The sequence below is a fragment of the Formosa haliotis genome (assembly GCF_001685485.1).
Classification (GTDB): domain Bacteria; phylum Bacteroidota; class Bacteroidia; order Flavobacteriales; family Flavobacteriaceae; genus Formosa; species Formosa haliotis.
This window is the reverse complement of the sequence record NZ_BDEL01000001.1, coordinates 2,348,812-2,362,501: the sequence shown is the minus strand read 5'-3', so window position 1 is coordinate 2,362,501 and position 13,690 is coordinate 2,348,812. Positions and strand designations below refer to the sequence as shown.

Sequence of the window (13,690 nt, the reverse complement as noted above, 5' to 3'; positions counted from 1 at the left end):
TATTTGATTCTGTTACACATACAAGAAAAAATTACATATAAATATAGGATAATATTAATAAAAATTATTAAATTAAAGTCTCCTAAGTAATTGATAGCTAGAAAGTAATAGGTTTTAATGTGGTTCCGATGAAAAATTTTGTTCTAGCAAATCTTTGTGCCCTTTGGGTGATACATTCCGTTTTTGGGCAAAACCAAACAATTTCTGGTAGCGTTAAAGATGCGGTGTCATTACAACCTATTTCTCAAGTTTTAATTCAAATAGAAGGTGCAAATACTACCACAGAGACCAATATAAATGGTGAGTTTATAATGGCTGTTACTGCCATTTACGGAGAACAATTTCTTAAAATATCAAAAGCCGGATATGCTACAAAACGGTTTCCAATAACAATACTTAAAAATGTTCCTTTACATATAGATGATATGTTTTTGAATATAGATGCCACGGCTAATCAAGATTTGTACACTATAATTTTAACCGATGACGAATTAAATAATGATAGCAGTTCTGCCGATAATATTTCGGGTTTGCTTCAGGCTTCCCGCGATGTATTTCAACGCACTGCTGCCTTCGAGTTTAGTGGTTCATTCTTTAAAATTCGTGGGCTAGATTCTAGCGAAGGGAAGTTGTTAATTAACGGTGTAGAAATGAATTCACTCCATAATGGCCGACCGCAATGGAGCAGTTGGGGCGGAATTAATGATGTACTGAGGAATCAAGAATTTAGTTTTGGTTTAGCCGCTTCTTCCTTTGCCTTTGGCGATGTTTTAGGAACAACAAACATAAGTACAAGGGCCTCAAAATATCGACAAGGCGGACGTATCACGTACACCTCTTCTAACCGGAGTTATTCTAATCGGTTTATGGCAAGTTATGCTTCTGGTCTGCTTAAAAAGGGGTGGGCCTATGCGCTAAATATAGGTAGACGGTGGGGTGATGAAGGGTATCAAGATGCTACGTTTTACGATGCAAATTCATTTTTTATTTCGGTGGAAAAGGTTTTAAGCGATACTCAAAGTTTAAATTTTACAGGTATTTATACGCCTAATAGACGAGGTAAATCTTCGCCAAATACTCAAGAGGTTTTCGATTTAAGAGATATAAAATACAACGAATATTGGGGATTTCAAGATGATGAAAAACGAAATTCTAGAGTTAAGGAAATTGCCGAACCCATTTTAATGTTAAGTCATTATTGGGACATAGCCAAAGCAACACAAGTTCAAACAAACGTTAGCTATACGTTTGGGAAACAGGGAAACAGTCGGTTAGATTATCCGGGAGGCGCCAACCCGAGTCCTGCCTATTATCAAAAACTGCCAAGTTATTACCTAGCGGATTCTGCAGGTCCAGATTATGCAAACGCTTACTTAGCAGAGCAAGAATTTAAAAGTAATGGTCAAATCGATTGGAACACTATTTACGATTCAAATATCACGAATGCAAGTCAAGGTCTAGAGGCTGCTTATGTGCAATACGAAGACCGTACAGACGACAAATTATTCACTGTAAATTCAATTTTTAATACCCAGCTAAATGCTCATATTTTGTTTAGCGGATCTTTAAATTATAAGCATTTAGTTTCCCGTAATTTTGCTGAAATTACAGATCTTCTGGGGGCTACAAGTTATTTAAATGTCGATGCTTTTGATGGTTGGCAGTACGATTTAAATAATCCTGATGCCCTAGTTGGCGAAGGGGGTAGGATTAAATACGATTACAATTTAAATGCCAATATAATTTCAGCATTTGCTCAAGCGCAATTTAGTTACCAAAGGTTTGATTATTTTCTTGCACTAGAGCTTAATCATACCACATATCAGCGCGACGGATTATTTCGGCACGAAGCTTTTCCAGATAATTCTTATGGAAAAAGTGCCGCTTTAAATTTTTTAGGGTATGGTTTAAAAGGAGGATTTACTTATAAGTTTACCGCAAAACATATTGTTAATTTACATGCCGCTTATTTACAAAATGCGCCAAATATTCAAAATTCATTTTCTAATCCTAGAGAAAATAATGCGGTTGTCAAAGACATTTCCGAAGCACAAACGTTCGCTTTCGATGCGAGTTATTTTTATAGATCTCGTAGTATTACAGCAAAACTAACAGGGTTTTATTTAGATAAAAGGGGAGGCAATGAAATTGGGTTTTATTATGCCGATGGTTTAACATCGGCTGGGATAGAATTCAATGAAACATCGGCCTTTGTTCAAGAAATTTTATACCATGTAAACACTTTGCATTTTGGATTAGAATTAGGGATCGAAGCCAAATTAACGTCGTCTTTTAAACTAAAGGCCGCCGCTTCTCAAGGTCAGCATGTTTATAATAATAACCCCAATTTGTATTTAACCTCTTCGAGTTTCGTTACCGAAGATGGTTCTATCGATTTTGGTTCATCTCAGCTTAAAAACTACAGAGTTTCGGGAGGCCCGCAATCTGCGGTTTCATTTGGTTTCGAATATAGCGACCCCGAATATTGGTGGTTTGGTGCTACCGCAAATTATTTTTCGAACACTTATGTCGATGTGAGTCCGCTAACAAGAACCTCCAATTTTTATTTAGACGATGACGGCTTACCTTTTAATGATTACGACGAAAATGTGGCGAAACAACTTTTAAAACAAGAACGTTTTGGCGATTATATTGTGGTGAATGTAATTGGAGGAAAAACGTGGCGTATAAAAAAGTATTACCTCGGATTATTTGTTAGCATTAATAATGTGTTGAATGAAACCTATAAGACTGGCGGATTTGAGCAGGGTAGAAATGCAAATTATAGAGAACTGAAAGCCGATGAAGAACACCCCATTCGCGTATTCGGACCGAAATATTGGTATGGACGGGGAACAACCTATTTTGCAAATGTGAATATTAGATTTTGAAATTAAATTGTTAAGACTATGAATGGGATGAGAATTATAAAGAAGGTTTTAAGTATTTTACTAGTAAGTGTATTGCTAACTTGTGTACAAGACGATGATTTTTCGGTACCATCAAATTTAAATAAAGACGAAAATGTGGCCGTAAGCGAGCTTTTGGAGGGGGTGAAAGATGGAACCTTTTCAGAAATTTCAATAGCATCCTTAAAGGCGCAATTTGTACCTGGTGAAGTAGTGCAGTTCGCCTCCAATAGCGTGGTGAAAGGGTACATAACGTCATCCGATAAAACAGGGAACTTCTATAAAGAGATGTATATTCAAGACCTACCAAGTAACCCGACGGCTGCGATACATGTTGTTTTAAATCAGGTAGATTTATACAATCAGTTTAATTTTGGGCGTGAAGTTTATATTAAATTAAAAGGCTTGTATTTAGGAGAAACCGCTTCAGAAGTGTTGGCAATTGGAGGCGCAATAGATGGTAGTCGTGTCGATTTACTAAGCGAAAATCAGATTAAAACACATGTGCTTAGAACTTCAGAAACATTAGAAATCGAGGCCTTTACACTTAATTTTTCCGATATAAATGATAATTACATTGGTATGTATGTGGCCATTCATAATGTGGAATTTCCGGAGTATCTAGAAGGACAATCGTATTTTAATCCCGTTGACGATTTCGATACGCACAGGATTATGCAACGCTGTGAAGGTTTTAGTTATGAGGAATTTATTTTGGAAACCAGTTCGTTTTCAACCTTTAAAAATGAAATACTACCAAGCCAGAACGGAACTATTAAAGGTGTAATTTCTAAAAGTTATGGCGGCGATGATTTTGTTTTGGTACTAAATAATACTCAAGATGTAGTTATGACCGATTCGCGTTGTTCTCCCTTAAATCCCGACGATTTTACCATTGTTTTTGAAGAAACTTTTAGCGATGCGATTGATAATGAAACCTTAAACACAGAAGGCTGGATTAATTTCTCTGAGCGTGGCCAAGTCCTGTGGACAGAACAAATTTATAGTAAAAATGGCTATGCCGAATTCGGAACGTTTGGTGCCAATGATACCGCCAATGTGGGGTGGTTAATTTCTCCGGGAATCGATATGGATTTGTATGTCAATGAAATTTTAAACTTTAAAATGGCACAGCACCACTTAGATTCTGTTCGAAATACAATTGAAATTTTAGTATCTACAGATTTTAACGGTATCGATGTTTTAAATGCGACTTGGACTGAAATCGAAGCGAAGGTTCCAACCAAATACGATGAATGGTATAAGTTTAAAGATTCTGGTTTAATTGATCTCTCCAAATATTCAGGTACACTTTATGTGGCCTTCAAGGTTACAGGATCGGGAACCAATGAAGCTTTAGACGGGTCTTACCAATTAGATGATTTTAGAATTTTAACCGAAAAATAAACTAATCTTGTGGTGGACTCGGTACAGTTCTTAATAATAAATACACTGGAAAATGGTCGCTATAACCGCCCTTATATTTTTTGCCAGCATAAGTTCTAAACGGTTGTCCTTTAAAACGACCTCGGTATTGTTTTAAAAAATCGGGGTCGAAAATATTAGCGCTATCAAAATTATGTGTTCCGGGTCTGTGATCTAGAAAATTATGAGTGAGCATAAATTGGTCGAATACATCCCATTTAAAATGATAATTTACAGTACCGCGATCAAAAGATTTTAAACTTTCCATTGGGTTAAAAAGGGCATTATTATTAACCAAAGCCTGTACACTATCGCTCGAAGAATTATCGTTAAAGTCGCCCATAACTATAACTTTTGCGTTGGGATCTTCAGCTTTTAAACCTTCTATAATTTCTGTCGCTTTGTTAGAAACTTCCATGCGTTTCGGGATGTTAGATTCTTCGTGTTTAGACGGCCAATGGTTTACTAAAAAATGTATCAGTTCGCCATCAAAAAATCCCGACACCCGTAAAATATCTCGAGTATAATCTACTAGGCCATTTTCGTCGATTAAAGTAATAGAGTAAGGCGCAGAATCGGTTACAGTAAATTGAGTTTTGTCGTAAATAAAAGCCACGTCTATACCGCGTTCGTCGGCAGAATCGTAATGCACAAAATCGTACGGAATATCTTTTAAATGTTCAGAATCTATAAGATCTTGAAGCACTTTTGCGTTTTCTACTTCGGCAACACCAACAATGGCAGGATGGGTTTCTGTTTCGGTTTTTCCTATGCTAGAAATGGCTAATCCTAGTTTAAATAATTTGTTTTCATATCGCCTTAAATTCCACCGTTTTTCTGAAGTCGATAAAAAATCGTCGTCATTTGTTTTTGGATCGTTGGTAATATCAAATAAATTTTCTAAATTAAAAAAAGCAATGGTTTTCATGTATTCTAATAAATTTCTATCGCAAGGTAAGACATCAAAAGTAAAAAGGAATCTTAAAAATATAAAAATTAATCAGCGTACAATTATGTAACTTTGTGCTTTAATTCAATTTATGCTAGAAAAAAAAGATATAGATTTAGAACGAGCGGTTTTAATAGGTGTTATTACCAAAGATCAAGACGAAGAACAATCTAAAGAGTATTTAGATGAATTAGAGTTTTTAACCTATACGGCTGGTGGTGAAGTGATAAAACGTTTTACTCAGAAAATGGAAATGCCTAATCCCAAAACCTTTATAGGGACGGGGAAAATGGCAGATGTACAGCAATTTATAGATGAAAATGATATAGGTACAGCGATTTTCGATGACGAATTATCGCCGGCTCAAGAACGTAATATTAGTAAAATTTTAAATTGTAAGGTTCTAGATAGAACAAATTTAATCCTCGATATTTTTGCCCAGCGTGCCCAAACAAGTTATGCTAGAACTCAAGTAGAATTGGCACAATGCCAGTATTTGTTGCCACGATTAAAAGGAATGTGGACACACCTTGAGCGTCAAAAAGGGGGAATTGGAATGCGTGGACCTGGAGAAACCGAAATTGAAACAGATAGACGTATTGTAAGAGAGCGTATCGCATTATTACAGGCTAAAATTAAAACAATCGATAAGCAAATGTCTGTACAGCGCGGTAATCGTGGTGCTATGGTACGTGTGGCTTTAGTTGGGTATACCAATGTTGGTAAATCGACCCTAATGAATGTGATTAGTAAAAGTGAAGTGTTTGCCGAAAATAAATTATTTGCCACTTTAGATACCACGGTTAGAAAAGTTGTAATCCATAATTTGCCGTTTTTGTTAAGTGATACTGTAGGGTTTATTAGAAAATTACCAACGCAATTGGTCGATTCGTTTAAAAGTACTTTAGATGAAGTTCGCGAAGCAGATTTATTATTGCATGTGGTAGATATTTCACATCCAAGTTTTGAAGAGCATATAGAATCTGTAAACAAAATTTTAGGTGAAATTAAAGGTGCCGATAAGCCAACTATTATGGTGTTTAATAAAATTGATGCTTATAAAGCAGAACCTTATGATGAAACCGATTTACAGGAAGTACGTACCAAATCGCATTACTCTTTAGACGAGTGGAAGCGTACTTGGATGAGTAAACTGGGTGAAAATGCCTTGTTTATTTCGGCTTTAAACAAACAAAATTTAGAAGATTTTAGAAAACGTGTTTACGATGAAGTTAGAGAAATTCATGTTACACGATTCCCCTATAATCACTTTCTTTATCCCGATTACAACGATCTTGATTTAAGTGAAGAAGAATAAATAAAAATACGCTGCGAAGCGTATTTTTTTTGTTTTAACCTGAAAGAGATTACAGCATTTGTTTTTATACGGAACAATAAATTTGTGTAACTTTAAACACAAACCATTACTATACTTATGACAAGATTTAGGCACCGTAACGTTAAAACACAAGGATCTGATGAATTTACAGGAATAGAATTAAAGTCGCCTGCCGATCATGCTGCCGGGTTTACTGCCGTAAAAGTTGCCATGAGTCATGTATTTAAAGAAATGGGTGTAGTAAGGTCTTTAAGGACCCTATCGCATATGAATCAGATTGATGGATTTGACTGTCCAGGCTGTGCTTGGCCAGATCCAGAAAAGCGATCTAAATTAGGGGAATACTGCGAAAATGGGGCCAAAGCTTTGGCTGAAGAAGCTACGAATAAAGAAGTGAATGCCGATTTTTATGCAAGGCATTCTATAGAAGAAATTTCTACATGGACCGATTATAAAATTGGAAAAAGTGGCCGGATAACACAACCCATGTTGCTAAAACCAGGAGCCATATATTACGAACCTATTAGCTGGGAGGATGCGTATGATGTTATTGCAGATCATTTACATGAATTAGAAAACCCAAACGAAGCTATTTTTTATACATCAGGACGATCTAGTAACGAAGCTGCATTTTTGTATGGATTATTTGCCAGAGCTTTAGGTACAAATAACATGCCCGATTGCTCAAATATGTGTCATGAATCTAGTGGTGTAGGGCTTTCGGAGACTTTGGGTATAGGGAAAGGATCGGTGAAATTAGACGATTTTGATAAGGCCGAGGTTGTGTTAGTTATTGGTCAAAATCCGGGAACTAATCATCCAAGAATGTTATCGGCTTTAGAGAAATGTAAAGCCAATGGCGGGCATGTAGTCAGTATTAATCCCCTAGCAGAAGCGGGTTTAGCAAGATTTAGAAATCCACAAGAAATTTCGGGTATGTTGGGTAGCGGACATGCACTTGCCGATTATCATCTGCAAGTCCGAATTAATCAAGATGTGGCACTTTTAAAATTAATCCAGAAGAAATTAGCAGTTTTAGATGCTTTTAAAAAAGAGGTTTTCGATCATGAATTTATCGAAACCTATACCGAAGGCTACGAGGCCTTGGTGTCGCATTTAGATGAACAATCGGAAGCCCAATTGTTAGATTTATGTGGTGTAGATATCGAGAAAATAGATGAAGTTGTAAGTCTGTTAGCCAATTCTAAAAAGATAATTATTTGTTGGGCCATGGGCTTAACACAGCACAAAAATGGTGTAGACAATATTAAAGAATGCGTGAATTTACTGCTGTTAAAAGGTAGTTTAGGAAAACCAGGTGCAGGTACATGTCCTGTTCGAGGACATAGTAATGTACAAGGCGATAGAACGGTTGGGATTATGCATTATGTGTCTCGTGCATTCAATGATGCCATTAAAGAGACCTTCGGATTTAATCCGCCAGAAGACCAAGGTGTCGATGTTGTAAATGCTATTCAGGCGATGTATAATAAGAAAGCAAAAGTTTTTGTGGCTTTGGGCGGAAATTTTGTTTCGGCGGCTTCAGATACGGAATATACGGCTCAAGCGCTCCAGAATTGTGACCTTACAGTACAGATAAGTACCAAATTAAATAGAAGTCACTGTATTGTAGGAAAAACAGCCTTAATTTTACCAACTTTAGGACGATCGGAAAAAGACTTTGTAGGAGGAAAACAGCGTCATTTTACGGTTGAAAATAGTATGGGAATTGTACATCAATCTAAAGGGTTTCTGCATCCTATTTCTGAAGATATAAAAAGTGAGCCCGATATTGTAGGTGGAATTGCAGCAGCCTATTTTAAAGGTAATCATCCGGTAGATTGGAAAACCCTAAGTACAGACTACGAATTGCTACGAGAAAAAATGGGAACTGTAATACGGGGCTTTAAAGATGTGAATACAAAATCTAAAGGTTTGGGGTATTATTTGCCAAACAATGTTCGAGATTTAGATTTTAGTCGCTTGCCAAATAAACGCGCAAAATTTACCGTAACTAGTTTGCCAATACACGATTTAAAACCCGATGAGTTTTTATTGATGAGTATTCGCTCTCACGATCAATTTAATACCACCATATATGGTTTAGATGACCGATATCGTGGAGTACATAATGAAAGACGTGTACTCTTTATGAATGAAACAGATATGAATACCTATAAGTTTAAAAAATTTGATGTTGTAAATTTAATGAGTAATTACAAAGGAGTAGAGCGTAAGGTGTTTAACTTTTTAGTGATTCCGTATAACATTCCTGTAGGAAACTTAGCAGCTTATTATCCAGAAACAAATCCGTTAATTCCAATAGATGAGTTTGCCGATAAAAGTAATACGCCCATTAGTAAATCGGTGCGAGTAAGGGTCGAGTACGCTTAATTTTAAATAAAAAGCTGTCTAAAAAGTAAGATTCAGGTGCTCATAATGATAGAGGATCACTATGATAAATTCTGAAATAAATTCAGAATTACGGTTTCCTATTCCTTTTAAACAGCCTCTTTTAGCTACTAAAAGTTTGGGTTATTCTTTTTTTGGAGGTCTTGCAGAAAACTCGTTTAAATCTAGAAAACCATCAGAGTTTGTATCTTTTTTAGCAAATACTTTTTCGTTGTCTGCAGGTTTCTTGTCTTCGTTTCCAGGTTTTTGTTTTCTAGCCGAGAACTCCTCTAAGCTTAATTTACCGTCATTATTGGCGTCCAGTTTTTCAAATGCTTTTTCAGGATTTCTATTTCCTTTTTTGTCTTGCGCATTAACATTAGTAAAGGCAAGCAATCCTAATACTAAGGTGCCTATTTTAATTAGTTTCATACAATATGGAATTTTATTGTTAATAATACTATGAGACTCCAAAATGTCGAAAAGGTTTAATGCGACTATAAATTAATAGGTTACAGCATAAAAAAAGAGCTTCAAAAATTCATTTGAAGCTCTTCTGTATAAAAATATGGTTTAGACTTAGAATGCGTAGCTTAGACCAAATGTCCAATAAGATTGTAATTTGTTATCTACATTGTCGAAAGTTGCATCTTCGATTCCTTCTGTATTAATGGCGTAATTAAGTGCTTCTTGTTTGTTGTCTCTTAAACCAAATTCGAAACCTAGACCAATACCTTTCCAGATGGTATAAGATAATCCGTTGGTCCAAGTCCAGTTAGAAAGATTAGAACTATCGTAACTTAAGAACATAGATAAATTAGAGTTTACTTTTAATTTCCCCCATGAATTAGCATAGTTACCTACGATTTTTGCCCCTAAAGACGAATCGAAAATAACGTCGTCATTACTAAACACGAAGTTGTAGTTTAAAGGATGTACTACTACTATTAATTCTGGTACCGGTGTCCACGTAATACCAACCCCTAAATCTAAATATCCAGGATCGTTAAAGTTGTTTAATAGTGTAGTTCTGTACTCTCCAAGTGCAGAAGCAGCTAATTTACTGCTAAATTTATATCCGTATAAAGAGGTCAGTGTAAAGACATCTGTAGCCTGTCTGTAATCTTCATTGTCTGTTGGGTCGTCTTTGTCATCAAATTTTACCCAGCTTAAGTTAATGTTTGCTGTACTGTACCAGAAAAACTTTTCTCTGTTAAGTTTAGCAAATGGATTTGCAGTAATGGTAATATTACCTGCCGAGTTATTTGGAGAACCTTGCGCATACCAATTACTGAATTCAGATAAATTAGCACCTATGGTTCCGAAGGCACCAATATGCCATCCTGGGTATGCATCAATTTTCTTTTGTAAAGCATCTACTTCAGATTGAAATGCGCTTATAGAATCTTTTTTAGCCTTTTTTAAAGCCTCTAACTCGCTCTTGGTTTGAGCAAAAGAAGCAGTTGCTACCAATAGGAAGCAAATAGTAAAAATTCTTTTCATAATCTTTTATGTTATAATAACGTTTAAGTTGCAAAAATATAAGTTGTGAACTAAAAAGAAAGTATAAATCTTATTTTCTTTTAAATAACGGAACACTAGAACATGCTTCGCCAAACATAATAGAACGTGCTATTGGTTTAATTTTATTAGTAATCATAATATAAGCACTTTCGGGTACAGGCTTTTTGGAGCAGCCTTTTATGATTACCGGTGCATCTTGAAACTCTGAAACATCTAAGGAGTTAATAATATCTTGAAAAATAGCAGTTTCTAGAGCCTTTAAATTACCCAACACTATTTTTTTTGCAACAGGTTGTAGTTGAATTGTAATAAGCATGTAAGCCCACGACGGGATAATGGCATCTGTACTACAATGTAAAGCAACATATGCATTTTGGTATTGTTCCCAATTATGAGCAGCAACATGGGCTCTAAAATCGATTTCTTTAAGGACAATGCCTTCTAGAAGCCAATCTTTAATATCTAATAGAATTCTAGATCCAGAAGGGTAATAATCCTCTAAATCTAGAACTTTTAGCTTACTATTAGCTATTCTATTTACAATGTCGTCTGCCATATTAAAGCATCCCTAATTCAAGTTTCGCCTCTTCGCTCATCAAATCTTGACTCCATGGCGGATCGAAAGTAATTTCTACTTCTGCATCCTTAACCATGTCTAACGATTTTACTTTTTCTTCTACTTCTAAAGGCAAAGTTTCTGCTACCGGACAGTTAGGTGTAGTAAGCGTCATAAGGATTTTTACCTCATAATCTTCATTTACAAATACATCGTAAATTAACCCTAATTCGTAAATGTCTACTGGTATTTCCGGGTCGAAAATGGTTTTTAAAACCTTTACAATTTTCTCTCCTAATTCGGCTGTATCTATTTCTGTACTCATCTTAACTAAGTTGTGTTTGGTATGCAATGGCATACATTTTTAATTGTTTTACCATGCTAACTAAACCGTTAGCACGTGTAGGCGATAAATGCTCTTTTAAACCAATTTGATCTATAAAATTGGTGTCTGCATCTATGATATCTTTTGGGTGCTGATTAGAAAACACTCGAATTAATATAGCAATAATACCCTTTGTAATAATGGCATCGCTATCTGCTGTAAATTGAACAGCATTGTTTTTTAATTCGGCGTGAACCCAAACTTTGCTCTGGCATCCTTTAATAAGATTGTCGTCGGTTTTATATTGTTCGTCAATAAGGGGTAAAGATTTCCCTAAATCGATCATATATTGATAGCGTTCTTCCCAATCGTCAAACATTGAGAATTCGTCTATAATGTCGTTTTGTATGTCTTGTATAGTCACGCGTTTTTTTTGTTAAAATTACAAATAGTAAGTGTGTTATTCAACCTTTTCGGCTAGAGATAAAATATAATCAACTAAAGCCTTGATTTTAGTATTCGGATGGCCATGATCGAATTCTGGAGTCGCATAAATATTATCATCTTCAATAACTTTTAATCGGGCTGCAGCTGCGCCATCATGCATGCGTTTAGATGAAGGTGCTTCTAAATCTGAAAACGTATTTAAGTCGGTGGCATGTAACCGATCCATTAATAAATCCCATTCTATACCCGAAACACTTCTTGTTTTTGGCTCTTTATGTTGATCTCTTTGAACAGATATTTGCTGGTCTTCTAATTTAATAAGTAGAAATTTTCCCCTAGTTATAGCACTATATTCTATAAATACATCGCTTTGGGTTTTTTCTATTGCTTTAGTAGTTGTACTGTTTTCGGCTACCGTAGTATTCGTTTTATGAAGACCACAAGTGCTAAATAAGATGATGCTTGCAAGTATTGTAATGAATTTCATAATTTATGATTTAAAATAGAAAATTACAAAAAAGAGAATAAAGTTGGTCTTACGACAACATCATTTTTGCTTTTTTAACACCAGCAACTAAAGCATCAACTTCTGCTTTAGAGTTATAAAATGCAAACGACGCTCTTACCGTTCCAGGAATATTAAAGAAATTCATGATAGGCTGAGCACAATGATGACCAGTACGCACAGCAATACCTAATTTGTCTAAAATAGTACCTATATCGTAAGGATGTATACCTTCTAAATTAAACGAAATTACAGAGGTTTTATGTTTTGAAGTACCGTAGATTTTCAAGCCTTCTATTTCTGATAATTTAATAGTCGCATAGGCTAGCAATTGGTGCTCATAGGTTTCTATAGCATCAAACCCAATAGCGTTCATGTAATCTATGGCTGCACCAAAGGCAATACCGCCACAAATGTTTGGCGTTCCTGCTTCAAACTTATGGGGTAAATCGGCATAGGTTGTTTTTTCGAAACTCACTTCGGCAATCATTTCGCCACCACCTTGGTAAGGAGGTAGTTTATTTAGCCAAGCTTCTTTACCGTATAACATACCTTGACCTGTAGGTCCGCACATTTTATGGGCAGATGTTACGTAAAAATCGACATCTAAAGCTTGAACATCGGGTTTAATATGCGGGCAAGCTTGCGCGCCGTCTACTAAAACCGCAGCACCTACTTGATGCGCTTGCTCTATAATGTATTCGATAGGATTAATGGTGCCTAAAGCATTCGAAATATGATTTACAAATACCAATTTAGTATTTGGAGTGAGTAATTTATCGTATTCAGACATGATTAGCTCACCTTCCAAATTCATAGGAATGACCTTTAATTCTGCTCCTGTACGCTCGCATAACATTTGCCAAGGCACAATATTACTATGGTGCTCTAGTGCCGAAACAATAATTTCGTCGCCTTGCTCTAATAGTGAAGCGAAACCGTTGGCAATTAAGTTTATACCATGTGTAGTCCCTGAAGTAAAAATAATTTCGTGACTAAATTTTGCATTTACATGCTTTTGGATTTTTAGCCGTGCTTGCTCGTAAGCATCTGTTGCTTCTTGGCTTAAACTATGTACACCACGATGGATATTAGCGTTGTAATTGCTGTAATAATCTACAATAACATCGATAACCTGTTGTGGGGTTTGCGAAGTTGCTGCATTATCTAAATACACTAAGGGTTTACCATTTACTTGTCGGTTAAGTATCGGGAAATCTTTTCTTATGTGTTCAACGTTAAACATAGTTAGTTTTTATAGCCCGGATAGAGGCAGTTTGTTGGAGCTCTTTTTCGAGTGAGCGAGAAAAAAGCGACTGC

Annotated in this window: 12 protein-coding genes; 4 read left to right on the top strand and 8 right to left on the bottom strand. The window is 35.8% G+C overall.

Annotated elements, in window-relative coordinates; translation table 11 throughout:
- The first annotated feature begins 128 nt into the window (after positions 1-128).
- Together A9D35_RS09735 and A9D35_RS09730 are read left to right on the top strand one after the other, a co-directional pair.
- Positions 129-2,891, top strand: coding sequence for a carboxypeptidase-like regulatory domain-containing protein (locus tag A9D35_RS09735; RefSeq protein WP_066222257.1), 2,763 nt, complete (start codon positions 129-131; stop codon positions 2,889-2,891).
- A gap of 18 nt (positions 2,892-2,909) precedes the next feature.
- Entirely contained in the window at positions 2,910-4,316 is a 1,407-nt protein-coding gene (locus tag A9D35_RS09730) for a DUF5689 domain-containing protein (protein ID WP_066222254.1), read from the top strand.
- Between the two features lies 1 nt (position 4,317).
- On the opposite strand, the gene A9D35_RS09725 is transcribed toward A9D35_RS09730, so the two are convergent.
- A complete protein-coding gene (locus A9D35_RS09725) occupies positions 4,318-5,262 on the bottom strand; it encodes an endonuclease/exonuclease/phosphatase family protein (protein WP_066222252.1) in 945 nt (314 codons plus the stop codon).
- A 112-nt stretch (positions 5,263-5,374) separates the two neighbouring features.
- Here A9D35_RS09725 and hflX point away from each other — a divergent pair, with 112 nt between their 5' ends.
- Positions 5,375-6,601, top strand: coding sequence for a GTPase HflX (gene hflX / locus A9D35_RS09720; protein WP_066222249.1), 1,227 nt, complete (start codon positions 5,375-5,377; stop codon positions 6,599-6,601).
- Between the two features lie 117 nt (positions 6,602-6,718).
- Positions 6,719-9,016 (top strand): FdhF/YdeP family oxidoreductase, encoded by a 2,298-nt coding sequence (locus tag A9D35_RS09715; RefSeq protein WP_066222247.1) that lies wholly within the window; start codon positions 6,719-6,721, stop codon positions 9,014-9,016.
- 141 nt (positions 9,017-9,157) lie between these two features.
- Here A9D35_RS09715 and A9D35_RS09710 read toward each other — a convergent pair whose 3' ends face one another.
- From A9D35_RS09710 to A9D35_RS09680, 7 genes are all read right to left on the bottom strand, one after another.
- Complete coding sequence (locus tag A9D35_RS09710) at positions 9,158-9,445, bottom strand: EF-hand domain-containing protein (protein WP_066222244.1); 288 nt, start codon at positions 9,443-9,445, stop codon at positions 9,158-9,160.
- A gap of 147 nt (positions 9,446-9,592) precedes the next feature.
- Positions 9,593-10,516, bottom strand: coding sequence for a DUF3078 domain-containing protein (locus A9D35_RS09705; protein ID WP_141675507.1), 924 nt, complete (start codon positions 10,514-10,516; stop codon positions 9,593-9,595).
- A gap of 70 nt (positions 10,517-10,586) precedes the next feature.
- Positions 10,587-11,093, bottom strand: coding sequence for a DUF2480 family protein (locus tag A9D35_RS09700; RefSeq protein ID WP_066222239.1), 507 nt, complete (start codon positions 11,091-11,093; stop codon positions 10,587-10,589).
- A 1-nt stretch (position 11,094) separates the two neighbouring features.
- A complete protein-coding gene (locus A9D35_RS09695) occupies positions 11,095-11,418 on the bottom strand; it encodes a DUF59 domain-containing protein (RefSeq protein ID WP_066222237.1) in 324 nt (107 codons plus the stop codon).
- Between the two features lies 1 nt (position 11,419).
- Positions 11,420-11,842, bottom strand: coding sequence for a SufE family protein (locus A9D35_RS09690; RefSeq protein WP_066222234.1), 423 nt, complete (start codon positions 11,840-11,842; stop codon positions 11,420-11,422).
- Between the two features lie 36 nt (positions 11,843-11,878).
- Entirely contained in the window at positions 11,879-12,352 is a 474-nt protein-coding gene (locus tag A9D35_RS09685) for a hypothetical protein (protein WP_066222231.1), read from the bottom strand.
- A gap of 49 nt (positions 12,353-12,401) precedes the next feature.
- A complete protein-coding gene (locus A9D35_RS09680) occupies positions 12,402-13,616 on the bottom strand; it encodes an aminotransferase class V-fold PLP-dependent enzyme (RefSeq protein ID WP_066222228.1) in 1,215 nt (404 codons plus the stop codon).
- Between the last annotated feature and the right edge of the window lie 74 nt (positions 13,617-13,690).

Coding starts and splice junctions, on each gene's coding strand:
- A9D35_RS09705 (WP_141675507.1), bottom strand. CDS start 10,516: ATGAAAAGAATTTTTACTATTTGCTTCCTATTGGTAGCAACTGCTTCT.
- A9D35_RS09735 (WP_066222257.1), top strand. CDS start 129: ATGAAAAATTTTGTTCTAGCAAATCTTTGTGCCCTTTGGGTGATACAT.
- A9D35_RS09695 (WP_066222237.1), bottom strand. CDS start 11,418: ATGAGTACAGAAATAGATACAGCCGAATTAGGAGAGAAAATTGTAAAG.
- A9D35_RS09685 (WP_066222231.1), bottom strand. CDS start 12,352: ATGAAATTCATTACAATACTTGCAAGCATCATCTTATTTAGCACTTGT.
- A9D35_RS09725 (WP_066222252.1), bottom strand. CDS start 5,262: ATGAAAACCATTGCTTTTTTTAATTTAGAAAATTTATTTGATATTACC.
- hflX (WP_066222249.1), top strand. CDS start 5,375: ATGCTAGAAAAAAAAGATATAGATTTAGAACGAGCGGTTTTAATAGGT.
- A9D35_RS09680 (WP_066222228.1), bottom strand. CDS start 13,616: ATGTTTAACGTTGAACACATAAGAAAAGATTTCCCGATACTTAACCGA.
- A9D35_RS09730 (WP_066222254.1), top strand. CDS start 2,910: ATGAATGGGATGAGAATTATAAAGAAGGTTTTAAGTATTTTACTAGTA.
- A9D35_RS09710 (WP_066222244.1), bottom strand. CDS start 9,445: ATGAAACTAATTAAAATAGGCACCTTAGTATTAGGATTGCTTGCCTTT.
- A9D35_RS09715 (WP_066222247.1), top strand. CDS start 6,719: ATGACAAGATTTAGGCACCGTAACGTTAAAACACAAGGATCTGATGAA.
- A9D35_RS09700 (WP_066222239.1), bottom strand. CDS start 11,093: ATGGCAGACGACATTGTAAATAGAATAGCTAATAGTAAGCTAAAAGTT.